Below are 23841 nucleotides of genomic sequence, written 5' to 3' on the forward strand. Positions count from 1 at the left end.
TATAGCTAGGTGGTAAGCAGTTAATATTTTAAATCAACTATAAGAGTGTGTTCTGAACTATTTCGTTTGCTCTATAATCTCTATTATCAAAAAGATTTTAATATGAGTGTTAGCAAAAAGCAAGAAAACATCTTAGCAGGATAGGTAAGCGCTTTTACAGAATTGTAAAAATATTGTTTCAATTTTGTCAATTTGTAGTATAATTACGGAAATAAGATTATCAAAAATTCAATCTAGATTTAGAGATGGGGTCAAGTTATGGAAAATAATGAGTTGCAAAGGGGATTGAATGCACGTCAAATGCAGATGATTGCTCTTGGTGGAACAATTGGTGTTGGTCTTTTTATGGGAGCAACAAGTACAATTAAGTGGACAGGTCCATCTGTTATTCTCGCATATTTAATTGCTGGTATTTTTTTATTTTTAATCATGAGAGCCATGGGTGAAATGATATATATTAATCCAACCACTGGTTCTTTTGCGACTTTTGCTAGTGACTATATTCATCCAGCAGCTGGCTACATGACTGCTTGGAGCAATGTATTTCAATGGGTTGTCGTCGGCATGAGTGAAGTGATTGCAGTAGGAGAATATATGAACTACTGGTTCCCAAGCCTTCCTAATTGGATACCAGGAGTGATAGCAGTTCTCTTTTTGATGGCGGCTAACCTAGTTTCAGTAAAAGCGTTTGGAGAGTTTGAATTTTGGTTTGCCTTAATTAAAGTTGTAACTATTGTATTAATGATTATTGCAGGATTAGGATTAATTTTATTTGGTATGGGTAATGGAGGGAATCCAATAGGGATTTCTAACTTATGGTCACATGGTGGATTTATGCCAAATGGATTCATTGGATTTTTCTTTGCTTTATCTATTGTGATTGGATCATACCAAGGTGTTGAATTGATTGGGATTTCAGCAGGTGAAACCAAAAATCCTCAAAAAAATATTGTAAAGGCAGTCAACGGAGTAATATGGAGAATTTTAATTTTCTATATTGGTGCAATTTTTGTCATTGTATCAGTATATCCTTGGAACCAATTAGGTAATATTGGTAGTCCTTTTGTTGCAACCTTTGCTAAAGTGGGAATTACGTTTGCTGCTGGTTTAATTAACTTTGTAGTCTTAACGGCAGCATTGTCTGGTTGTAATTCAGGTATTTTTAGTGCAAGTCGAATGATTTATACTTTGGCAAAAAAAGGACAAATGCCTAAAGTATTTACTAAAGTAATGAAAAATGGCGTACCTTTCTATACTGTATTTGCAGTATCTATGGGAATATTAATTGGTGCTTTATTAAATGTCATACTTCCATTAATTATTGATGGAGCTGATAGTATCTTTGTATATGTATATAGCGCCTCTATTCTACCGGGAATGATACCTTGGTTTATGATTTTATTTAGTCATCTAAGATTTAGAAGGTTACATCCTGAAAAGGTTCACAATCATCCTTTTAAAATGCCGGGAGGAGCAATTGCCAATTATTTAACTATCATGTTTTTACTCCTAGTATTAGTTGGTATGTTACTTAACAAAGAGACTGTGGTATCGGTTGTCATTGGTATCGTGTTTTTAACAGCTGTGACACTTTATTATTTTATTAGATATCACAAAAAGGAACGACAAATATAATAAAAGATGAAATGACAATTGATTGTTAAAATCAGTAATTTTTAAGAGTTAGTATAAATTAAAGCGATTCTTTCATACATTATCTTTTCTAGGATAAGTATAAAGAATCGCTTTTTATTATTTTAATGTTTGAAATCTATATTCGAGAGATGTTTACGGTAATTATCTAACGCGATTTTTGATTGAGTAATAAAATCTAAAGATGATTGATAATTTAGCGCAATATATCGATAGTACAATATATCAATAGTAAACATTTGTGCAAATAATGAAGTTGTGGCTCCCATGCGCATCTCATTTTCATCGGTTTGTCCATAGGTTAAAACAATATTAGATTGCTTTGCAACTGGATTATCAGAAGTGCTTGAAATAGTCGCAATGGGAATGTGATAATCTGCAATGACTTTGGCAATAGATTGCATTTCACTTTGAGTACCATTGTTAGATATAAATATAACACAATCATTAGAGTTACGTGTTGCTAACATAGTGGTAAAAATATGAGTTTCATGCACTAGTTGAATATTTAGACCGATGCGAGATAATTTTTGATATAAATCTGTTGCTACAACAAAAGAGGCACCATAGCCGTAAATAAATATAGTTTCAGATTTTTTAATTAGATCACAAATTTCATCGATGATAGCAGCGTTAATGGTTTCATTAGCATTACTTAACGCTGCCTTAGAGCGAGAATGCAATTTGTTTTTAAGTGAAATTGTACTTTCGTTATCAACTAACTCAACATTATATTGTGTGACTTCTTTAGGTAAAAATTTAGACAAACGTGTTTTAAGTTCATTAAAACCACCTGGTGTCACCTTTTTACTTAGACGTATGATAGAAGTAGAACTAGTTTCCAATTGATTTGCAATTTCTTGAGAAGTCATATTAACAACTTTATGAGGATAGTTGAGAATAAATTGCGCAATTTTTTTCTCGTTTTTAGTGAAATAGGGATACTGGTTGTCAATCTTATACAAAATGTTTGGCAATTAAATCACCCATTTATTCAGGATTTCTCATTTCTTTAGTTGTGCCGAAGAAATAAGTAAAGATAAAGCCACCCGCATAAGCAGCTAGTAAACCTACGATGTAACCGAGATACATATTATTGGCAATCAATGGTAATAATGAAATACCACTTGGTCCTACAGCTGTCGCACCAATATGACCGATACCACCAATGACAGCACCACCAACACCGCCACCTATGCACGCAGTGAAGAAAGGGCGACCTAACGGCAGTGTTACACCATAAATTAAAGGTTCACCTATACCTAAGAACCCTACAGGAAGAGCACCTTTGAGCGTATTACGTAATTCTTTATTTTTACCGCATCTCACCCACAATGCAATCGCCGCACCGACTTGTCCAGCACCAGCCATTGCGGCAATAGGTAACAAGTAAGTGGAGCCAGTTTGATTGATTAACTCGATATGGATTGGGGTGAAGATATGATGTAATCCCAGCATGACTAAAGGTAAAAAGAATGCTCCTATAATGAATCCACTGAAAATACCTCCTACTCCAATAATCCAGTTAATGACATAAACAAGACCATCGGAAACAAAGCCAGCTAGTGGCATGATTATAAATATAGTTAACAAACCAATAAGTAGTAAGGTTATTGTGGGCGTTACGATGATATCAATAGAGTTAGGTATTATTTTATGTAGACGTTTCTCAACCATGCTTAATAACCAAACTGCAAAGATAACACCAATAATACCGCCTTGTCCTGCAGCTAGATGTTCTCCAGTGAAAATATTTTTAATTGGATTTTCATCCGTGATACCGGTTAGTAATGTAGTACCCCCGATGACACCACCTAAACCTGGTGTAGCACCGAATACTTTTGCTGAGTTAATACCAGTGAAAATAGCTAAGTAAAATAACATGCCATCTTTAATAACATTTAAGACAGTAACAATTTGTTGAATCCATTGACCTGAAATGGAACCGGCTGTAAGCAAGTTACTAAGTATTGCTGCAATCCCACCGATTAATCCTGCACCTATAAATGCTGGTATTAAAGGTATAAAGATATTAGCAATGGATTTTAACACTTTATTCCATTTACTTTGTTTACGTTGACTTTGGAATTGTTGTTTATGTTCATACGCACGTTTTTCTGCTTGTGATTTATAACTTTGATTTTTAGTCGTCTCTTCAGCTAGAGTTGCTCCCGACTGGTCAGCCATATGTTTAGCAACTTTATTAACAATACCCGGCCCAACAACAACTTGAATTCTTTCATCTTCAACAACGCCTAATACGCCATTGATTGATTTTAATTCATCATAATTAACTTTTGCATCATTGTGTACTTTAATACGAACTCGAGTCATACAATGGATGATATTACTTATGTTTTGAGAACCGCCTAATGCGTGGGTAATGTCTTTGGCAAGGCGTTCTTCTTTACTCATGGAATCTCCTCCTTAAGTGTTGATAGCTTGCTTAATCACTCCATTATTTTGTTTTAAACGAAGTCTTGCATCTTGTTGAGTTGTGGAACATAAGTGCATTACGATAGCTATTTTGATATTGTGGTCTGATTTTTCATATAATTCTATAGCCTCTTGATGATTTAAATCACACACATCTTGAATGATGCGAATAGAACGATGGATTAACTTTTGATTTGTAGGCCGTAAATCAACCATTAAATTATCATAAACTTTACCCACGCCAATCATTGTCATTGTAGAAATCATATTTAAAACTAGTTTTTGAGCAGTACCTGATTTTAATCTCGTAGAGCCTGTTAATACTTCAGGCCCCACATTGATTTCTAATACGTGATTTGAATTTTTACTTATATCACTGTGAACGTTACAAGAGAGTGCGACTGTTTCTGCATTCAATTTATTTGCATAATCTAGTGCACCTTTTACATATGGTGTACGTCCACTAGCAGAAATACCCACTACAATATCTTTGGATTGAAGATGAATGTTCTTTAAATCCTGTGCACCTTGTTCAGCATCATCTTCTGCACCTTCAATAGCTACCGTCATAGCTTTTTGTCCACCAGCGATAATCCCAATAATGTCATTTGGTGAACCGTTAAAAGTTGGGACACATTCTGCCGCATCTAGTACGCCAAGTCTTCCACTTGTACCAGCACCAATATAAATAATTCGCCCTCCATTATTAAAGCGTTGAATTGCACTCTCTATCACTTTTGTTAAATTAGGAATAACAGGTTCTATCGCTTTAGGTACAAATTGATCTTCTTGATTCATAGTCTTTAATGCATCTTTTAGATTCATTTCATCCAAATGCATTGTTTGTATATTTCTCGTTTCAGTAGTTAAATGATTCATTTGTTATTCTCCTTCGTATATACAAATTTAAAAGTATCTCCTGGTTGAATCAGTGATAACAATGGAACATCTTTATCACAAACATGACCAATACAATTGATGTGGGAATGACCTGGCATAGGAGCTTTTATAACTTGAATTTCTCCTTCATAACGACCATTCAGGTGATTATCAATTGTGATATCTCCTTGATCTCTATGTGCCGATCCTATCATTGGGACAGTCTGTTGATTATCTGTACGAGAATATTGGGACCGAATTAAATGTTCAGGTGAATCTAATCTTGATGTGTGTATCTTTAAAACTTGTGATGTAAATGAGGAGTCTAGTTGATCTAAGTGTAAAATAAAGTGTCGATATAGCCACATATTAGATAATTGTTCCGCATAAATGTGTGATAATAGCGTATCACTAATTATAATGTTAGATATACCCGTTAATTGAAGGTCTTGTGCAGCAATAAGAGGGTGTTCAAAACGATGTTTTTCAACTGTAGGAAGACCTTTGAATAAGGGACCTCTTTTCTGCGTGCCAGGTATAAAAGCACAAATTTTTGCATGCGCATCGTATTTTCTAATGAGTTGATTTTTTTCTTCAATAAATGAGATAGATAAACCAGTATCAGGTCTAGGATAGTAATTATGACAGTATAAAAGTTGATTATTAAATTCAGTACGATATATGTGCGCTAACATGCTATCAGTTAACGTACTAGCATTAAGGCAGCATTTGAAGCCTTGACTGATAATGTCTTTGATAAGGTCAATATTTAATTGATTATCTATACGAATATAAAAATCCCCATGAGGTAATTGGTTCAAATAACTGTAAATAGTTTGATTAAGTAATGAAGGGGTTACATCGATAATATAAGTGATTTGATAGGCTGATAATAGTTGGCATAAGTCTCCCAAATAAGCCATTTGATTTTTCTTGTCTTCCTCAGGTATCTGTAGTGAAGTAAAAACTACATCATAGCCTAAGTCAGCCATATTTAAAATATAATCTCGATCTAAATTCTGTCCTAGATAGACTGAGAAACCAAGCATTTTAAACACTCCTTCTTGATACCTAATCATGGCTAATTATAACCTTATTGCAACAAGTTTACAATTTAGTAAATAGAATAAATAATTTAATGTTTTAATTATAAGAGATTGATATTTATAATTATTTTTAACGTTAATATATAATTAATAGTATAATAGTATAGAAACATTTGAATATACTAAAGGGCTTGTTTATGTTTAAGTAACTGTCGGTGAATGAGTGTTTGTTGTGTATTAATGTAATAAATTATATGTCCTTGGTTTAAAGTTAAAAGTGGGGAATCGTTTAACCTTCGAATCAATTGACAGTATGACACAAGCGTATCATTAGAATTCAACAACAATTGATGAGACATTGCCCATTTCATCTCTTGATTTACAGTAAGGTTGAAATCATCTATAAAAGATTCAAATTTGTTATGATGTATGAGTGCATAGTATTTCGCACTTTCACTCAGAGAGAGTAATTTAACAAGTTGTTGTTCAATATGTAGTGAAATTTCTAAATAATTCATAAAGCCTCCCATATGATTGAATAATTATTGGTGAGTGGAAAGGATACAATGATGAAAAAAGATAAAAAAAGGCAAAGTTATAGGTTTAAAGATATAGTATGGCGTGATTTCAGTTTAATTGCGATAGGCTTTCTATGTATATTTATATTTAGCTTTATAGGTTTAACAATTGCTGCTATAGCTTTTCAAAATATTAATGAATTACAACTTACTATGATTGGAACTTTAGGACAATTTATGTCATATATTTTAGTGATATTAGCTTTTTATTTTTTACATATCAATTCATTTGTAGATAGAGTTAAGAGTGGTTTTGACTATTTGAAAAAGCATTGGTTGTTTATAATTATCGTCATGTGTGCATCTTTTATTATTTCTAATGTTTATGACAAATTAATTGAACTATTACCTAAATATTTGCAATATAGTGAAACGCAAAATGAACTTGAACTTAATGAATTATTTAAAAGTGGTATATTTATTCCTTTTGCATTTGTACTTATTGTAATTGTAGGACCTATTGTTGAAGAATTGGTATTTAGACATTTGTTAATAGGTGAACTAGGTAAAAAGTTTAACTTTATTGTGATGGGGGTTATATCAGCATTGTCTTTTACATATATACATGTGAGTGATGCTAAGTCCCCATTTGAATTTGGAGCATATTTAATACTGGCAATAGCATTAGTATATGTTTACTTAAAATCGAATAGAAACTTAGCTTCATCAATTAGCTTACATATGTTAAATAATTTCATATCATTCATTTGGACAATTATAGTTGTATTCAGTAAATGATTTGAAAATATATTTCCGAGCAGTAGTTATAACGGGAAATGACTAAAGAGAGGTATAGTTTTGTCACTGGGAAGAAAATAAAAGTTTAAAAATGGATAAATGTACATTTATAACTCTATAGACAACTACTAGTGTACTAAATTGCCTGGGGGCCTTTCGGCTATCCCAGGCTTTATTTTTATCATTCAGAAGGCGCTAAAAACTGTCTATAATTTTCAATTGAGATATCTTGAGTTTGTATTGTTTTTTCAAAAGAATATGAGATATCTTGAATATTCATGATAGATAATTCACGAGTGTAACCTCTACCGATTTCAAATACTACAGCATGCCAAACGGCATTTTTGCATATTAAACCTATAAAAATAACATTTTCAGCTTGAGTTTGACCATCTTCATTTAAATCTACTAACATCACATTGCGCTCCGTGCAATAAATTAAAATATCAGAAAATAAATGAGGTAATGTGACATGATTAGAATCTTCAAATTTTATATAATAATCCATTTTTTTAAGCAATTTACGTAATCGTGTTTGAGGTAAATTTAAACATTGCTTGATTATTGCTCGAATTTCATTTTGATAAGGTAAAGTGGAATAGGACTGACTTTCATTTAGTGTTAAAAATAATGCCGAAAGTTGCTGTTCAGTTAACGATAAGGTGATTTTAGCATGTGCATCTTTGATTTGATAACCGCCTAATTTGCCATGACGAGCATATACTTTTACCCCTTGATCTTCTAATTCATCAATATCACGTAAAATAGTTCGCTTAGATACTTTAAATTGTTTTGCAAGTTGCGAAGCAGTAATTTTGTCAGAATTTTGAATAGTTTGAATTATTCGATTTTGACGTTCTAATTTATTCAATGAAAGTCACCTCCATAAACATTACATATTACAATTATTATAACATATAAGCGACAATGATGACATTTTGTCTGTTTTAACTCTATAATAGTGTAAAATTATACAAAAAACTTTTAGAAAACGCTTACAAAAACAAAAACAATATGATAATATAATATTTGTAACAGGGGGAGCGATTAGACAAAGGGGTAGAGCTACATATTAGATAGCTGTATAATCGTTCAAGTTACATCAAAACATCTTCAATATTTATTACTTACTTTCCTTTCTATTTGTCGGCTAGTTATTGACTAGCCGATTTTTTAATATTTATTAATACAAATTCTGATTTTATGACTCTATGATTTACAATAGATTTTACATATAACTATAATGATTTAAATGATAACACTATAGTCTTTGAAATAATGAAATGAAGGTGAAAATATGACAGAACTTTATTTAAAAAAATTAGATGAATATATATGTCAATGGATACGCGGTTTAGACAATATCATTCCGCGTTTGGTTGAGAAGATGGAAACATCAACAAAAAAAGATAGGTTTGATTTAGTTACCAATGTTGATAAACAAATTCAGAATCATTTTCAAAACTTTCTTCAGGAACATTATCCCACACATCAATTATTAGCTGAAGAGAAAGATAACTCAGATATAACACCTTACGAGGGTCACCTTTGGATTATGGATCCTATAGATGGAACAAGTAATTTAGTGAAACAACAAGAAGATTACTGTATCATTATAGGATATTTTATTGATGGGGAACCTAAACTTTCATATATTTATGATTATCCACATCAAAGATTATATAGAGCAATTGCTGGTGTGGGAGCTTACGAGAACAATCAATTAATGACATTGCCAAAAAGAATAGGTTTAAGAGATGCAATTATTTCATTTAAACCACAAGTGTTAAAAGAAGAGACGATTCAATCTTTATTTCAATCAGCCTTTGATTTTAGAATTATTGGGTCTTGTGGTCTTGATTCTATTCGAGTGATAAAAGGTCAGTTCGGGGCACACATTAACACGAATCCTAAGCCATGGGATATTTCAGCACAATTTCTTTTTGCAAGAGAACTAGGTTTGATTATGACACAAATAAATGGTGAACCTCTTGATTTTAGTACGGCAGGCCCATTTATCATTAGCAATCCTGGTTGTTACGATGATATGATACGTATCTTAAATGAAGGAGAAGCCTATTCAAAGAGTATTCATCATATAGAGCATGGTTAATGTATATTTTTATAAATTATATCAAATTAGCTCTATAGAGATTTTATACATTTAAGCTATACGATTTCTTAAAGAAAATTTAAAATAATTAATGAATAGGTCTGTAGATGTATACCAAATAAATTTATTTATAATATAATGACCTATGTATCATAAAACAACAAAATTATTGAATAGGAGTGGTAGGGATGCAAAGATCAGATAAAAGAAAAATGAGCCTGCCGATGAAAATACTACTATGGGTAGTGGGAATTTTATTTCTATTAGCAATCACTGCAGTTATTTATGTAAGTGCAAAAATATTTATTACAGGAGACAAGATACATAACCCCTTAAATCGAAATCATTCTGAACTACGTTCTGGAAAAGTAAATTTAAAAAATGGTGATCCATTTACTATTGCACTCTTTGGCGTAGATTCTGATGAAAAGCGAAAACAACAAGGCGGTGGGGAACGTAGTGATACAATCATGGTACTTTCCATTAATCCGAAAGAAAAGAAAACTGAGCTAGTAAGTATTCCACGTGATACCAAAGCAGAAATTGCAGGTCGAGGTACTGAAGAAAAAATTAACCATGCCTATGCTTATGGCGGTCCTAACATGGCTGTTAAAACAATTGAAAAATTAATGAATGTTCCAATCGATCATTACGCTACGATTGACATGGATGGACTACATGACATGATTGATACATTAGGTGGCGTAGATGTCGTAAGTAATAGTACATTTACAATGGGTGCTAATCATTTTGTTAAAGGTGAAAAAACACATGTAGATGGTGATGCTGCCATGGACTTTATTAGAAGTCGTAAAGAAGATGGTGCAGGAGGCGATTTTGGTAGACAAGAGCGTCAGCAACTTATCTTAGAAGCAATGGCAGATAAGATGACAAGCGCATCTTCAATCACTCATTTTAATACATTAATGAATCAAATCCAGAAAAATGTTAAAACAGATTTAAAATTAGGTGATCTCAATACAATTAGAACTAAGTATAAAGATGCTAATGACCAAGTTAATCGACATCAGTTAGAGGGTGAAGGTGGTATACAAAATGACGGTTTGTACTATTTCATACCAAGTGATGCATCTAAAAATGAAAATACACAATTACTAAGAGACAATTTAAATTTATAAAAAAGAAAAAGCTTTAAAATCACATATAGTGTAATGCTTGAGTTTAAAACCTAGAACGAAATGTTCTAGGTTTTTTTGACAAATTAAGGATGGCTGAGTTAAATATTCTTATTTTAGTTTTTAAACATTTTTGCTTTATTTTTAAGGAATATATTGCATTATATACCATTTTCTTCTAACTAATATTTAAATAAAATGAGGCACTATGTAATTCAATGTCTTATAAGCAAAAAGTTAAGATATTCAATGTTAAATGGCTTGAAATAAAGAAATTAATTTATTCATTTCACTCTTTAATTGATATTCATTTTCAATTAAATTGATTTTATTATATTTATTATGTAAACGCTTAACTTTTATAGAGTAAAGTAATACAATTTAAGTAATTCTACTAAAAGTTAAATTGTAGATTTAATCAATTAAGTTATAAAGTCTAAAGTGTTTAACAGTGAATAATTTAATGGGGGGAGAAAAATATATGTCTAAGGAGATAAAAATTAATCTAGATGGTAAAGATTATCTTGTTGAAGCAGGGACGAATTTACTTGAATTTATACGCTCTAGAAATACATTTGTACCAGCCATTTGCTATAACGAATCGATGGGACCAATTCAAACATGTGATACATGCATGGTAGAAATCAATGGAGATATTGCCCGAGCATGTGGAACATCGATTGAATCCTCAATGACGGTAAATACATACAATCACCACGTAAAAACTAGCCAAAAAGAAGCATTAGATCGTATTTTAGAAAAACATATGTTGTATTGTACAGTTTGTGATTATAATAATGGCGATTGTGAAATACATAATGCGATGGATAAGTGGGGAATACAACATCAAACTTATGAGTATAAGAGAAAACCATATGAAAAAGATTATGGCCCTTTTTATAGATATGATCCAAATCAATGTATTTTATGCGGACGTTGTGTTGAAGCATGTCAAGATGTTGAAGTTAATGAAACAATACGAATAGATTGGGAAAGAGATTATCCAAGAGTAATTTGGGATAATGATGTCCCAATTAATGAATCATCATGTGTTTCATGTGGTCAATGTGCGACTGTATGCCCATGTAATGCAATGATGGAAGTTAATATGGAAGGTAATGTGGGATATCTCACAGATACAGAACCTGGTTCACTAGCATCTATGATTGATATTATTAAAAAATCAGAACCTGGCTATGGTACTTTATTAGCTGTATCTGATTCTGAAGCAGAAATGCGTAAAGAACGTGTCAATAAAACTAAAACTGTTTGTACATATTGTGGCGTAGGTTGTTCGTTTGAAGTATGGACGAAAGATAGAGAAATATTAAAAGTTCAACCTTCCCATGATTCTCCAGCAAATAAAATAGCAACATGTGTAAAAGGTAAGTTTTCATGGGGACACATTAACTCAGATCAACGATTAACGAAACCTTTAGTGAGAAAAGAAGGTATGTTTCATGAAGTTGAATGGGAAGAGGCCCTACAAGTTATTGCTAACAATTTTGAAAGAATTAAAGAGCAATATGGCGCGGATAGCTTGTCATTTATTTCTTCATCCAAAGCAACTAATGAAGAATCTTATTTAATGCAAAAATTATCTCGTCAAGTTATTGGTACAAATAATGTAGATAATTGTTCGCGCTATTGTCAAGCACCAGCGACCAAAGGATTGGTAAGAACAGTAGGTATCGGTGGAGATGCAGGCGGGATTGTTGATTTAGAAAAAGCATCTATGACTGTATTAATAGGTACTAACACGGCAGAAGCGCACCCTGTAATTGCTTCACGAATGAAACGTGCACAAAAGTTATTTGGTCAAAAGTCACATGTTTTTGATATAAGAAAACATGAAATGGCAGAACGTGCAGATGTTTTTTATCAACCCAAACCTGGCACCGATTTAGCTTGGTTAAGTGCTGTCACTAAATATATTATTGATAACAACTTACATGATAAATCATTTATAGAAAAGTGGGTTGATCACTTTGATACATATTACCAATCACTAGAACCATTTTCAATGGTATTTGCAGAGGAAGTAACAGGAATTCCGAAAGAACGGTTAATACAATTTGCGCATGAAGTAGCAAAAGCTGATTCAGTAGCGATATGTTGGGCGATGGGTATAACACAACAAGATATTGGAAGTGATTCAAGTACTGCTATTTCTAATTTATTACTCATTACTGGTAATTATAGAAAACCTGGTGCTGGAGCATATCCTTTAAGAGGTCATAATAACGTTCAAGGATGTAGTGACATGGGAAGTATGCCAGATCAATTTCCTGGGTACCAACTTATCAGTGATGATAAAATACGTGCTAAATTTGAAAAAGAGTATGGAGTAAAGTTAAATGATAAACCTGGTAGAGATAATCATCAAATGATTGAAGGAATACATAATGGTGATATTCATTCGTTGTATTTGTATGGAGAAGATACAGGTATCGTAGATTCTAATATTAATTTTGTTCAAGCTGCTTTTGAAAAGTTAGACTTTATGGTAGTTCAAGATGAGTTTTTAACATTTACAGCTACGTTTGCAGATGTAGTTCTACCAGCAAGTCCTTCACTAGAAAAAGATGGAACTTTTACTAATACGGAGCGACGCATACAAAGATTGTATAAAGCATTAGATTCGCTTGGAGATTCAAAGCCGGATTGGGAAATTTTTCAACTTATTGCAAATCGACTAGGGGCGAATTGGGAGTATCAGCATCCAAGTGAAATTATGGATGAAATTGCACGAGTAACACCATCGTATGCAGGTGTAAGTTATGATCGTTTAGAAGGTTTTAATAGTTTACAATGGCCTGTAAATAAAGATGGTAAAGACACTCCAATACTTTATATCGATGGGTTTAATTTTGAAAATAAGAAAGCTAAATTATATCCATTAACCTTTGATAACTATTTTAAAGAAGATGAAGTATATGATTTACATGTCAATAACGGTCGATTACTTGAGCATTTCCATGAAGGTAATATGACGTATCAAACAGAAATGATTAAATATAAAGTACCTCGAGCATTTGTTGAAATTTCACCCGAGCTTGCACAAAGTCGTGACATTCATGAAGGAGCTGAAATTAAATTGATTTCTGAGACTGGAGAGGCTTCTTTACTAGCACACATTACTGATAGAGTAAAAGGAAAAGAAATATATATTCCATTAAATAATGATGCATTAGAAAATGGAGATTTAGGTGCTATTAATGCTCTTACGAATAGTGACGTAGATCCTTATACAGATACGCCTTCCTACAAACGAACACATGCACGAATGGAAGTTGTGAAGAAAAGAGGCAAATCTCCATTGAATCCAACGAATTTCCGAGTTAATAAACAGCGGCAACCACAATATAGTGTTCAAGTTCAAAAAAAATGGGAGCGCTCAGATTATGTATTCCCAGGAAAGATGAGTGATTGATAATGGCAGAGAGAATTACTGAAATTAAACGTTTAAAAAAATCATATGAGCAAATTAAACAAGAAAGTTTGAATGATGTTATCGATGCAATTGTAGAAAATAAAGATAGTATTTTAAAAGCAATACGTTTAATTGGTATACTAGATGAAGCTAAAATTCTGGATGCATTAAATGGTGGTTTAAAAGCAAGACAAGTCATCATTAATAAATTTGCCGTTGAATTGAATAAAGATATATATTCAGGCGTTTTAACAAATATGGCACAACTTGTCTTTTTGCTAGGAGAATTAGATGTTAAAGATTTAAGTGAATTATTATCTCGTTTAAACAGAGGGATACATGCTGCGAATCTAACAAAACCTGGTGACAAAACAACAATTAAAAGTCTTGTTGGATTTTTACGTGATGATGATCTCAATCGTAGTATGACTTATATGTTAAATCTGCTTAGAGGAATGTCTAGTAATAACTAAATCTATTACGGTTTAATACACTTTTAAACTAACATCTATACCTTAAATTTCTAGTACATTTGATATAAAAACTTTTTAACGTATTATGAGTCGACATTTATTCTTCTAATCATGTATGATTAATAATGTTATTAAAAATCATAGAAGGAGTGACGCATATCAATCCTAAAGTATTAAAAGCTCTAGCAATCACATCTAATGTACTATTAGTTATTGGAATCATTTGTCTAATTATGCTAAAACTCATGTTAGCTATTGCATTTTTTGTTGTATCATTAACAATTAGTCTCGTTATTTTTAATGTTATGTTCAGACACCGTACAGGTATGAAAATTGCAATTAATGTCTCTTTCTTTATAGTGATGATTGCTATCGTAGTAGCCTATTTTGTATTATCTTAAAATTTTTAGGAGTTTGTTGAAATGTTAAAGAATACTCGGCTTCGTATGACAACATTGTTCATAATTAGCATACTCGCTATTTTAGCAATACTTTTTCTTATATTTGATACAAACCTTTTTAAAAATGATGTTAAACATACATTTAAAGAAGCGGTGTCACTTCAAACAAGTGAAGGAAATATCCATACTAAAGAAGTTAATGGTAAGTTTATATATGCTTCCAAACAAGATATAGAGAAAGCTATGCAAATAAAACATAGTGATAACAATTTGAAGTACATGGATATATCAGAAAAAGTACCTATGTCAGAGAAGGAAGTTAACCATATTTTAAAAGGAAAAGGTATTTTAGAAAATAAGGGATCAACGTTTATTAAAGCCCAAGATAAATATGAAGTGAATATCCTATATCTCATTAGTCATGCACTAGTTGAGACAGGAAATGGTCAATCAGATTTATCAAATGGAATTAAAGAAGGTGACCATCACTATTATAACTTTTTTGGTATTGGTGCTTTTGACGAAGATGCTGTAAAGACTGGTAAAAGTTTTGCTAAACAGAAGAAGTGGACCACTCCTGAAAAAGCGATAATGGGCGGCGCGTGGTTTGTGAGATTCCATTACTTTAAAAATAATCAATTGAACTTATATCAAATGCGGTGGAATCCACAAAATCCAGGCCAACATCAATATGCTAGTGATATTCAGTGGGCTAATAATATAGCTGATTTAATGGAGAAATACTATGATAAATATGGAATAAAAAAAGATCATATAAGAAAAAAATATTACAAATAAATAAAATTAGAGAATGATTGAGCAATCAACTAAGTGTTTCATTCTATTTGGGCAATTTATATATGAAAAGCTTCAAACAGAATAGTTTTAACTTTGCCAATGATTAGCTATATGATAAAAAACTTGGGACAATAAAAGATGTCTCAGGTTTTTTAGCTTTAAAAGAATATTCGGAAGCATATATCCATGTAGAATATTTAAATATTTTTTTCAATAGAGTGAAAATTTAAATTGAGCATTAACGATAGAACGAATAGATATATTCATTATTTTTAACAAGAGAATTGTATTAATTGACAATTAAAATAGAAGGGTTTGCTTTTCAACATGTGTGTGTGTGCTAAAATAATAAAGAATGATAAATTTGAGGTGTAAAACATGAAAATAGCAATAGTAGGCGCAGGTATAGGTGGTTTAACTGCTGCTGCGTTATTAGAAGAACAAGGTCATCAAGTTAAAGTGTTTGAAAAAAATAATTCTATAAACGAATTGAGCGCTGGTATTGGGATAGGAGATAATGTTTTAAAAAAATTAGGGCATCATGACCTTGCTAAAGGCATTAAAAATGCTGGTCAAAATCTTACTGCAATGAATATTTATGATGAGCAAGGCACCCCATTAATGAGCGCTAAGTTGAAGACTCATTCCCTAAATGTCGCATTATCTAGACAAACTTTAATTGAAATCATACAGTCATATGTCAAAGAATCATCTATTCACACAGGCTTTAAAGTTACTAAAATTGAACAAACGAGTTGTAAGGTTACCCTACATTTTATCAAACAGGAAAGTGAATCATTTGATTTGTGTATTGGTGCTGATGGGATACATTCTGTAGTAAGAGAGTCTGTAGGTGCGCGAACTAAAATTCGTTACAATGGTTACACATGTTTTAGAGGAATGGTTGAAGATGTACAATTTAATGACCAACATGTTGCGAATGAATATTGGGGTGTTAAAGGGCGAGTAGGTATAGTCCCATTAATTAATCAACGTGCTTATTGGTTTATTTCTGTTCATGCTAAAGAAGGAGATCCAAAATATCAATCTTTTGGAAAACCCCATCTTCAAGCATATTTTAATCACTTTCCAGATGAAGTGAGAAAAGTGTTAGAAAAGCAAAGTGAAACAGGTATATTACTTCATGACATATATGATTTAAAACCGCTGAAGACATTCGTTTATGGACGTACTATTTTAATGGGCGATGCTGCGCATGCCACTACGCCTAATATGGGACAAGGTGCTAGTCAAGCTATGGAAGATGCAATTGTATTAGTTAATTGTTTAGAAAAATATGATTTTAATAAAGCGATTGAGCGTTACGATAAACTTAGAGTTAAACATACCGCAAAAGTGATTAGACGTTCGAAAAAGATAGGTAAAATGGCTCAAAAGCATCATAAATTAACTGTTAAACTTAGAAATACCGCGATGAAATTGATACCAAATGCTTTGGCATCAGCTCAAACAAAATTTTTATACAAATCCAAAGAAAAGTAATATATGATGACATATATTGTTAAATGATAAAGTTAAATATTAAAAATGCAGTAATTTTAATAAATAAAGAGCTATGAAGATAGAGACTCAACTCAATATCTTCATAGCTCTTTTTGTGTTTATGTTGTTGAATGCATCAGTTAATTGACAATAAACTGAGGTTCGTCACCATTTAATTTTTTTATTGTATCATTCGCAACAATTTTAGCCATCATATCTCTAGCTTCAAATGTTGCATTACCAATGTGAGGTGTAAGCACAACGTTTTTAAATGATTTTAATGCATCGGTAATTTCTGGCTCAAATTCATATACATCCAATGCAGCACCTTCAATAGCTTTATTATCAAGTGCTTCAACTAAAGCATGTTCATTTACTATTGGACCACGTCCTGCATTAATTAGATAGGCAGTAGATTTCATTTTCTTAAATTGTTCAGTATCAATCATATGATGCAGTGATGGATTATATGCCGCATTGATTGTAATAAAATCTGCATTTTTAAGTAAAGTATCTAAATCTACATATTTCGCACCGATATCTCGCTCTTTTTCCTCTTTACGATGAGGACCAGTGTAAAGTACATCCATATCAAATGCACGTGCGCGTTTAGCCACTGCACCTCCAATTTCACCTAAACCTATAATACCAATAGTTTTTCCTGATACCTCTCTACCTCGGAAGAATAAGGGTGCCCAACCATCAAAACCTGTTGTTCTGGATAAATGATCTCCTTCTACAATTCTACGCGCTACTGATAAAATTAAGCCGATTGTTAAATCAGCAGTAGCATTTGTCGAAGCGTGTGGTGTATTTGTAACATCTATATTTTGTTGTCTTGCATATTCGACATCAATATTATTAAAACCTGCACCATAATTCGCTATAATTTTAAGGTTATTAGCACTATCAATAATATCTTTATCAACAGAAGTTGATAGTAAACTTACTAATGCATCTGCATGTTCTACCCCTTTTTTTAAGGTTTCTTTATCAATAAGCCCCTCGCCATCATACATGTCTACCTCAAAATGTTCTTTCAATAAGTTAAGTCCCACTTCAGGTATTGCGCCTGCAATATAAACTTTTGTCATAACCATCACTCCTTCTTTTATGAATAGTATAGTAAAATAAGAAAGCGCAAACAATCATTAAACCTTAATGATTGATATTAATAACTTATTAAACGTAATCCAACAACTGAAATGATGATTAATAAAATACATAAAATTCTACTTATACGTGTAGACTCTCCATAAAAAATCATTCCAATCAATGTACCACCAGCTGTACCAATTCCTGTCCATATAGCGTAGGCAGTCCCCATAGGAATAGATACCATTGCAAATTTTAACGTACTAAAGCTTAATATAAATGCTAATCCTAAAAAAATGACATAAATTTTATTCTTTGTACGTGATAGCTCGTTTAAAAGAACAACACCCAAAATTTCAAAACTTCCGGCTATCATTAGAAATAACCAAGCCATACTTTTTATCTCCCTTCTTTCGTTGCATCAGTTGTAAGTTTTAATCCTATTATTCCTAAAATAAGGGTCATTATTAAAAATATTTTAGTGAAAGTAAATGGTTGGTTGAAGAAAATCATATCAACTAACACTGTACCAACAGCACCGATTCCAACAAAAAATGCATATACTGTACCAACTGGTAAGTGCTTCGAAGCATCAATGACTAGAAAAAAGCTTAAAGCAATAAAAAAGAGGGTGAATATCCATGTAAACAATGAATGCGCTTGATCAAGTCCGGTGACCCAGATGATTTCAATAAAACCGGCTAATATAACTTTAAGCCATTGCATTCTTTTATTCCTCCTATTAAAGTAATAGAACCATTTTCTCAAATTAGTAACTTCGAGGCAATGGCTTCTCACAAACATTCCTATTAAATAAAAAATCCAATCTATTCTTACATAAGAATAGATTGGAGCAATTTTATTAGTTTAAATACTGATTAGTTTAGGTGGATGTAATTATATGAACTTGCTTCATTGGCAGAGATTGTTCGTGTGCTTATAGCGAATGGACCACCATCATAGTTCATTTCTGATACAGTAATTGAACCATCATTATTGACACTTTCAACGAAAGCAACGTGTCCGAAAGCACCTTCAGATGATTGCATAATTGCACCTTCTTCAGGTGTATTATTTACAGTGAATCCTGCTGCTTGAGCTGCAGTTGCCCAGCTATTTGCATTCCCCCATGTTGATCCGATTTTTCCACCAGTTTTATCGTAAACATACCAAGTACATTGGCCAGAAGTATATAAATTTCCTGATTTAGAAAATGATACATCAGTTGTACTATAGTTATATGTACTTTGTTGTTGATTATTATTTTCAGCCGCATCTGCATGTGTTGTGTGACCTAGGAATGCTATACCAAGTCCAGCTACCAATGTCGAGATTGTTTTGATTTTTTTCATAATATTTAACGCCTCCAAAAATTGTATTATTTATTAGATGTACTGCAAATTGATTTAAAAAGTTATTAACATGTTTACTCATTCATGTGTACATGTAGTTGTTCTTAACAACACTGAATACTTTAACAGATTTAATTGAAAATATGGGGATTGTTACTTATTCGTAAACAAAATAAAAAAACCTTGATTATCTATGTAATAAAAGATAACCAAGATTACGAACTCAATTTATATTGTTAATGTGCTTCAAATCAAGATTTGAAGGGTCATAATGTAAATAATTTCAAGTGTTTTATTACAATGAATCTGTAATAATGTAACTTATTTTATAAACGGTATCGTGAGTGGGATAGTGTAAGTTTTGCCAGACATATATTTTACGCAAGCAATAATTGTACACACAAATGACATTATTAACAATGCCAATAAGATGAAGACTACCACCAGCAGCAAAATTAATAATAAGATGGCTAAACTTTCACTTATATTCATTAAAGGAACAATCATAAACATACATATCACGCCTACTGTTGAATAGATAGTATAAGAAATAAAATAGTTCAGATACGTTTTCCCAGATACATCAACAAGTCGAGACTCTTTACGTTTGAGTAACCAAATAATCAAAGGACCAATGATACCAGTAAATAAACTTAATAAATAAATTAACATTGCCATTAAACGATTATCTTGACTTTCCTCATTTTGAATAGTTGATTGGTGGTGTATTGTATTGTCATTCGATAAATTGTCTGTTGAAGCTTGATTAGACACATTCTTAGATTCTAATTCATTGTAATTCGTTTCTTTGTCCATAATAGGTTTTGCCTCCATTTGTAAAAAATTTACTTAATATAACTATAATTGTATCAATAATTAATTATTTATTAAATGTTAAATTTGGTCTTTATATCGATTGACGAAGTCGTTTGAAATATAGATAATTTGGTTATATAGTACTGTTGTTATTAATAAAATTTTAAGCGTTATATATAATAGTAAAGTAAACGATAAAATTTCATATTATAATGCAGTTCTAGTACATATTTTAATCATTACATACATGTGGAGAGGCACATCGTTCAATCAGATTATGTTTGAATTGAGAACCACTCCTTTTTTATGGTAAGAATACAAAATATTATAGTGACTTATTGTAGTATAATCATAAAAATTAGTGAAAAGAGGTAAAAAAATGAAAATAGCTATTGTAGGTTCAGGTAATGGTGCAGTAACTGCTGCAGTGGATATGGTAGATAAAGGGCATGATGTACGATTATATTGTCGTAATGAATCTATTAGTAAATTTGATGCGGCCCTAGAAAAAGGTGGTTTTGATTTTAATAATGAGGGAGAAGAGAAGTTTGTAGAGTTTACTGATATTAGTGATGATATGGAGTACGTTTTAGATGGTGCAGACATCGTCCAAGTTATTATTCCTTCATCATTCATTGAATATTATGCTAAAGTGATGTCAAAATTTGTGACGAACGACCATCTCATTTTCTTTAACATTGCTGCTTCAATGGGCTCAATACGATTTATGAATGTATTAGAAGATCGTCATATTGATGTACATCCACATTTTGCAGAAGCAAATACATTAACATATGGTACACGTGTTGATTTTAACAATGCTAAAGTAGATTTATCTTTAAATGTTCGCCGTGTGTTCTTTTCAACATTTGATCGTAGTGAGTTAAATGAAAGTTATGAAAAGGTATCTAAAATTTACGATTATCTTGTGAAAGAAGAAAGTTTACTTAAAACGAATCTTGAAAATGGTAACCCAGAAGTACATCCTGGACCAACATTATTGAACGTTGGACGTATTGATTACTCAGATGAGTTTTCTTTATATAAAGAAGGCATAACAAAGCATACTGTGAGATTATTACATGCTATTGAGATAGAACGTTTAAATTTAGGGAGAAAATTAGGTTTTGAATTATCGACTGCCAAAGAATCAAGGATTCAAAGAGGTTATTTGGAACGTAAAGATGAGGATGAACCGTTAAATCGTCTTTTTAATACTAGCCCTGTGTTTTCTCAAATTCCAGGACCGAATCATGTTGAAAATCGTTATTTAACTGAAGATATTGCATATGGATTAGTACTATGGTCTAGTTTAGGACGTGTCATTGATGTCCCGACACCTAATATCGATGCTGTTATTATGATAGCTTCAACAATTCTTGAACGCGATTTCTTTGAAGAAGGCCTCACTATCGAGGAATTAGGCTTAGATAAATTAGGATTAGAGTAATGTTTAGCAATTAAAATTTAAGAAAAGAGGTTTTGTTTCAAATCATACTGAAGGGAGCAAAAGTATGACTCAAAAGTATAGATATCCTACATTTTTAGAATCTATTTCAACTATTTTAGTTATGGTTGTCGTTGTGGTAATCGGTTTTGTTTTCTTTGATGTTCCGATACAAGTACTATTATTAATTTCTTCAGCTTATGCAGCATTGATTGCACATAGAGTGGGGTTAAAATGGAAGGATTTAGAAGAAGGGATTACTCATCGATTGAGCACGGCGATGCCAGCCCTCTTTATTATTTTAGCTGTTGGAATCATTGTAGGAAGTTGGATGTATTCTGGAACAGTTCCAGCGTTAATTTACTATGGACTTAAATTTTTAAACCCAAGTTATTTATTAGTATCTGCATTTATAATCAGTGCAATGACTTCAATTGCTACAGGAACAGCTTGGGGATCAGCATCAACAGCAGGCATTGCACTCATATCAATTGCTAATCAATTAGGTGTGCCAGCAGGTATGGCTGCTGGTGCCATTATTGCAGGGGCTGTTTTTGGTGATAAAATGTCTCCATTATCTGATACTACAAATTTGGCAGCTCTCGTAACTAAAGTTAATATTTTTGCTCATATTAAATCGATGATGTGGACAACAATCCCTGCATCTATAATAGGGTTGGCTATATGGTTTATTGTTGGATTACAATTTAAGGGAGATGCAAATACACAACAAATTCAAAATCTATTAAAAGAATTATCAACAATTTATAACTTGAATTTTTGGGTGTGGATCCCACTTATTATCATCATTTTATGTTTAATATTTAGAATCTCTACAGTACCGTCAATGCTTATCTCTAGTATTAGTGCATTGGTTATTGGAACATTTAATCATCAATTTAATATGAAAGATGGTTTTAAAGCTTGTTTTGATGGATTTAATCATACGATGCTACACCAGTCTCATATTTCAGATAATGCCAAAACGTTGATAGAGCAGGGTGGTATGATGAGCATGACTCAAATCATTGTAACTATATTTTGTGGTTATGCTTTTGCTGGTATTGTTGAAAAGGCAGGTTGTTTAGACGTAATTTTAGAGACAATAGCTAAAGGAGTAAAGTCAGTTGGAACACTAGTATTAATAACTGTAGTTTGTAGTATTATGCTAGTATTTGCAGCAGGAGTTGCTTCAATAGTTATTATTATGGTAGGCGTACTTATGAAAGATATGTTCGAAAAGATGAATGTCTCAAAGGCAGTGTTATCGCGTACACTTGAAGATTCAAGTACAATGGTATTGCCACTCATTCCATGGGGCACATCTGGTATATATTATGCACAACAACTTAATGTTTCAGTTGATCAGTTCTTTATATGGGCAATCCCATGTTACTTATGTGCCTTCATTGCAATAATTTATGGCTTTACAGGTATAGGAATTAAAAAAATAAGTAGAAAATAAGTTTAAATATTATCGTAAGTGGAATGTAAATAATAGTTGAAACATTAACTTACGATATGAATTGTAGCTATAGTATCATAAGTCGTTTCAAGTTTGTTAATATCCTTTATGTACATATCATGTATTTGTCTTGTAGCGAAATAAATGCATGACAGTACACGACGAATTCTTTTGACACTATTTTTGAAATGGCATAATTATTGAGAAAACTACCACAACAATTGAATTTGTTAAAAGTTGTAATTGAGGTTAAAGCGTTTATTAATACGTTTTAATCTCAATTTTTTAATATCTATAATCATAGAGTGTTGATGTATTACTTTAATTTTATATAAAGACAATGGCTCTACACTGTATAAGTTGGTAAAATACTGCTAAAAAATACCTGAGACATTGATTATCATTGTCTCAGGTATTTGACTATGTTATACAAGTTTTATATATGATTAGTGAATATAATTATATGAAGCAGCTTGGCT

The 23841-nt window shown here is 31.9% G+C and carries 22 protein-coding genes; 11 read left to right on the forward strand and 11 right to left on the reverse strand.

Annotation, left to right across the window (positions count from 1 at the left end; all coding sequences use genetic code 11):
* Positions 1-258 precede the first annotated feature (258 nt).
* A complete protein-coding gene (locus HMPREF2897_RS01165; protein ID WP_070592462.1) occupies positions 259-1635 on the forward strand; it encodes an amino acid permease in 1377 nt (458 codons plus the stop codon).
* A gap of 122 nt (positions 1636-1757) precedes the next feature.
* Here the strand turns inward: HMPREF2897_RS01165 and HMPREF2897_RS01170 are convergent, their stop codons facing one another.
* The 5 genes from HMPREF2897_RS01170 to HMPREF2897_RS01190 form a co-directional block, all read right to left on the reverse strand.
* Positions 1758-2630 (reverse strand): MurR/RpiR family transcriptional regulator, encoded by an 873-nt coding sequence (locus HMPREF2897_RS01170; RefSeq protein ID WP_002447266.1) that lies wholly within the window; start codon positions 2628-2630, stop codon positions 1758-1760.
* Between the two features lie 13 nt (positions 2631-2643).
* On the reverse strand, positions 2644-4068 hold the full coding sequence (locus HMPREF2897_RS01175) for a PTS transporter subunit EIIC (protein ID WP_002447267.1): 1425 nt from the start codon (positions 4066-4068) through the stop codon (positions 2644-2646).
* Positions 4069-4080: 12 nt separating this feature from the next.
* Entirely contained in the window at positions 4081-4968 is an 888-nt protein-coding gene (gene murQ / locus HMPREF2897_RS01180; RefSeq protein ID WP_070592464.1) for an N-acetylmuramic acid 6-phosphate etherase, read from the reverse strand.
* Complete coding sequence (locus HMPREF2897_RS01185; protein ID WP_002475780.1) at positions 4965-6017, reverse strand: MupG family TIM beta-alpha barrel fold protein; 1053 nt, start codon at positions 6015-6017, stop codon at positions 4965-4967. The genes murQ and HMPREF2897_RS01185 overlap by 4 nt, the downstream gene beginning before the upstream one ends.
* A gap of 179 nt (positions 6018-6196) precedes the next feature.
* Positions 6197-6532, reverse strand: coding sequence for a hypothetical protein (locus HMPREF2897_RS01190; protein WP_002457986.1), 336 nt, complete (start codon positions 6530-6532; stop codon positions 6197-6199).
* Between the two features lie 51 nt (positions 6533-6583).
* Here HMPREF2897_RS01190 and HMPREF2897_RS01195 point away from each other — a divergent pair, with 51 nt between their 5' ends.
* Entirely contained in the window at positions 6584-7330 is a 747-nt protein-coding gene (locus HMPREF2897_RS01195) for a CPBP family intramembrane glutamic endopeptidase (RefSeq protein ID WP_002457985.1), read from the forward strand.
* Between the two features lie 181 nt (positions 7331-7511).
* Here the strand turns inward: HMPREF2897_RS01195 and HMPREF2897_RS01200 are convergent, their stop codons facing one another.
* Positions 7512-8201 (reverse strand): helix-turn-helix transcriptional regulator, encoded by a 690-nt coding sequence (locus HMPREF2897_RS01200; RefSeq protein ID WP_046044438.1) that lies wholly within the window; start codon positions 8199-8201, stop codon positions 7512-7514.
* Between the two features lie 426 nt (positions 8202-8627).
* On the opposite strand from HMPREF2897_RS01200, the gene HMPREF2897_RS01205 reads away from it, so the two are divergent.
* The 7 genes from HMPREF2897_RS01205 to HMPREF2897_RS01235 all read left to right on the forward strand — a co-directional run bounded on the left by HMPREF2897_RS01205 (position 8628) and on the right by HMPREF2897_RS01235 (position 17187).
* Entirely contained in the window at positions 8628-9443 is an 816-nt protein-coding gene (locus tag HMPREF2897_RS01205; protein ID WP_002487145.1) for an inositol monophosphatase family protein, read from the forward strand.
* 188 nt (positions 9444-9631) lie between these two features.
* Positions 9632-10582 carry an LCP family glycopolymer transferase gene (locus HMPREF2897_RS01210; protein WP_070592465.1) on the forward strand — a complete coding sequence of 317 codons (951 nt, stop codon included), beginning with the start codon at positions 9632-9634 and terminating at the stop codon, positions 10580-10582.
* Between the two features lie 478 nt (positions 10583-11060).
* The gene (gene fdhF / locus HMPREF2897_RS01215) at positions 11061-14012 is read left to right on the forward strand and encodes a formate dehydrogenase subunit alpha (RefSeq protein WP_046044437.1); all 2952 of its coding nucleotides are present in this window, start codon (positions 11061-11063) and stop codon (positions 14010-14012) included.
* A gap of 2 nt (positions 14013-14014) precedes the next feature.
* Positions 14015-14485 carry a helical membrane plugin domain-containing protein gene (locus HMPREF2897_RS01220; protein WP_002457980.1) on the forward strand — a complete coding sequence of 157 codons (471 nt, stop codon included), beginning with the start codon at positions 14015-14017 and terminating at the stop codon, positions 14483-14485.
* 125 nt (positions 14486-14610) lie between these two features.
* Complete coding sequence (locus tag HMPREF2897_RS01225; RefSeq protein ID WP_002447277.1) at positions 14611-14886, forward strand: hypothetical protein; 276 nt, start codon at positions 14611-14613, stop codon at positions 14884-14886.
* A gap of 21 nt (positions 14887-14907) precedes the next feature.
* On the forward strand, positions 14908-15684 hold the full coding sequence (locus tag HMPREF2897_RS01230) for an N-acetylglucosaminidase (protein ID WP_046044436.1): 777 nt from the start codon (positions 14908-14910) through the stop codon (positions 15682-15684).
* A 378-nt stretch (positions 15685-16062) separates the two neighbouring features.
* Positions 16063-17187 (forward strand): FAD-dependent monooxygenase, encoded by a 1125-nt coding sequence (locus HMPREF2897_RS01235; RefSeq protein WP_046044435.1) that lies wholly within the window; start codon positions 16063-16065, stop codon positions 17185-17187.
* Between the two features lie 140 nt (positions 17188-17327).
* On the opposite strand, the gene HMPREF2897_RS01240 is transcribed toward HMPREF2897_RS01235, so the two are convergent.
* From HMPREF2897_RS01240 to HMPREF2897_RS01260, 5 genes are all read right to left on the reverse strand, one after another.
* A complete protein-coding gene (locus HMPREF2897_RS01240) occupies positions 17328-18281 on the reverse strand; it encodes a 2-hydroxyacid dehydrogenase family protein (RefSeq protein WP_046044434.1) in 954 nt (317 codons plus the stop codon).
* A 77-nt stretch (positions 18282-18358) separates the two neighbouring features.
* On the reverse strand, positions 18359-18676 hold the full coding sequence (locus HMPREF2897_RS01245; RefSeq protein ID WP_002447282.1) for a DMT family transporter: 318 nt from the start codon (positions 18674-18676) through the stop codon (positions 18359-18361).
* Positions 18677-18681: 5 nt separating this feature from the next.
* A complete protein-coding gene (locus tag HMPREF2897_RS01250; RefSeq protein WP_001830041.1) occupies positions 18682-19008 on the reverse strand; it encodes a DMT family transporter in 327 nt (108 codons plus the stop codon).
* A gap of 152 nt (positions 19009-19160) precedes the next feature.
* On the reverse strand, positions 19161-19634 hold the full coding sequence (locus tag HMPREF2897_RS01255; protein WP_046044433.1) for a CHAP domain-containing protein: 474 nt from the start codon (positions 19632-19634) through the stop codon (positions 19161-19163).
* A 321-nt stretch (positions 19635-19955) separates the two neighbouring features.
* Positions 19956-20450: a DUF4870 domain-containing protein gene (locus tag HMPREF2897_RS01260; RefSeq protein WP_002457976.1), complete on the reverse strand. Its 495-nt coding sequence runs from the start codon at positions 20448-20450 to the stop codon at positions 19956-19958.
* A 379-nt stretch (positions 20451-20829) separates the two neighbouring features.
* Between HMPREF2897_RS01260 and HMPREF2897_RS01265 the strand changes: the two genes are divergently transcribed.
* The gene (locus HMPREF2897_RS01265; protein WP_046044432.1) at positions 20830-21900 is read left to right on the forward strand and encodes an NAD/NADP-dependent octopine/nopaline dehydrogenase family protein; all 1071 of its coding nucleotides are present in this window, start codon (positions 20830-20832) and stop codon (positions 21898-21900) included.
* Between the two features lie 64 nt (positions 21901-21964).
* The gene (nhaC, locus tag HMPREF2897_RS01270; protein ID WP_046044431.1) at positions 21965-23362 is read left to right on the forward strand and encodes a Na+/H+ antiporter NhaC; all 1398 of its coding nucleotides are present in this window, start codon (positions 21965-21967) and stop codon (positions 23360-23362) included.
* Positions 23363-23841: the final 479 nt, after the last annotated feature.

The organism is Staphylococcus sp. HMSC065D05 (assembly GCF_001813195.1).
Lineage (GTDB): Bacteria > Bacillota > Bacilli > Staphylococcales > Staphylococcaceae > Staphylococcus > Staphylococcus epidermidis.

Bases quoted from the DNA above. Each gene is read 5' to 3' on its own strand.
- nhaC (WP_046044431.1), top strand. From the start codon at position 21,965: ATGACTCAAAAGTATAGATATCCTACATTTTTAGAATCTATTTCAACT.
- HMPREF2897_RS01250 (WP_001830041.1), bottom strand. From the start codon at position 19,008: ATGCAATGGCTTAAAGTTATATTAGCCGGTTTTATTGAAATCATCTGG.
- fdhF (WP_046044437.1), top strand. From the start codon at position 11,061: ATGTCTAAGGAGATAAAAATTAATCTAGATGGTAAAGATTATCTTGTT.
- HMPREF2897_RS01185 (WP_002475780.1), bottom strand. From the start codon at position 6,017: ATGCTTGGTTTCTCAGTCTATCTAGGACAGAATTTAGATCGAGATTAT.
- HMPREF2897_RS01165 (WP_070592462.1), top strand. From the start codon at position 259: ATGGAAAATAATGAGTTGCAAAGGGGATTGAATGCACGTCAAATGCAG.
- HMPREF2897_RS01195 (WP_002457985.1), top strand. From the start codon at position 6,584: ATGAAAAAAGATAAAAAAAGGCAAAGTTATAGGTTTAAAGATATAGTA.
- HMPREF2897_RS01225 (WP_002447277.1), top strand. From the start codon at position 14,611: ATGTTATTAAAAATCATAGAAGGAGTGACGCATATCAATCCTAAAGTA.
- murQ (WP_070592464.1), bottom strand. From the start codon at position 4,968: ATGAATCATTTAACTACTGAAACGAGAAATATACAAACAATGCATTTG.
- HMPREF2897_RS01230 (WP_046044436.1), top strand. From the start codon at position 14,908: ATGTTAAAGAATACTCGGCTTCGTATGACAACATTGTTCATAATTAGC.
- HMPREF2897_RS01260 (WP_002457976.1), bottom strand. From the start codon at position 20,450: ATGGACAAAGAAACGAATTACAATGAATTAGAATCTAAGAATGTGTCT.
- HMPREF2897_RS01175 (WP_002447267.1), bottom strand. From the start codon at position 4,068: ATGAGTAAAGAAGAACGCCTTGCCAAAGACATTACCCACGCATTAGGC.
- HMPREF2897_RS01210 (WP_070592465.1), top strand. From the start codon at position 9,632: ATGCAAAGATCAGATAAAAGAAAAATGAGCCTGCCGATGAAAATACTA.
- HMPREF2897_RS01245 (WP_002447282.1), bottom strand. From the start codon at position 18,676: ATGGCTTGGTTATTTCTAATGATAGCCGGAAGTTTTGAAATTTTGGGT.
- HMPREF2897_RS01235 (WP_046044435.1), top strand. From the start codon at position 16,063: ATGAAAATAGCAATAGTAGGCGCAGGTATAGGTGGTTTAACTGCTGCT.
- HMPREF2897_RS01220 (WP_002457980.1), top strand. From the start codon at position 14,015: ATGGCAGAGAGAATTACTGAAATTAAACGTTTAAAAAAATCATATGAG.
- HMPREF2897_RS01255 (WP_046044433.1), bottom strand. From the start codon at position 19,634: ATGAAAAAAATCAAAACAATCTCGACATTGGTAGCTGGACTTGGTATA.
- HMPREF2897_RS01190 (WP_002457986.1), bottom strand. From the start codon at position 6,532: ATGAATTATTTAGAAATTTCACTACATATTGAACAACAACTTGTTAAA.
- HMPREF2897_RS01240 (WP_046044434.1), bottom strand. From the start codon at position 18,281: ATGACAAAAGTTTATATTGCAGGCGCAATACCTGAAGTGGGACTTAAC.
- HMPREF2897_RS01205 (WP_002487145.1), top strand. From the start codon at position 8,628: ATGACAGAACTTTATTTAAAAAAATTAGATGAATATATATGTCAATGG.
- HMPREF2897_RS01265 (WP_046044432.1), top strand. From the start codon at position 20,830: ATGAAAATAGCTATTGTAGGTTCAGGTAATGGTGCAGTAACTGCTGCA.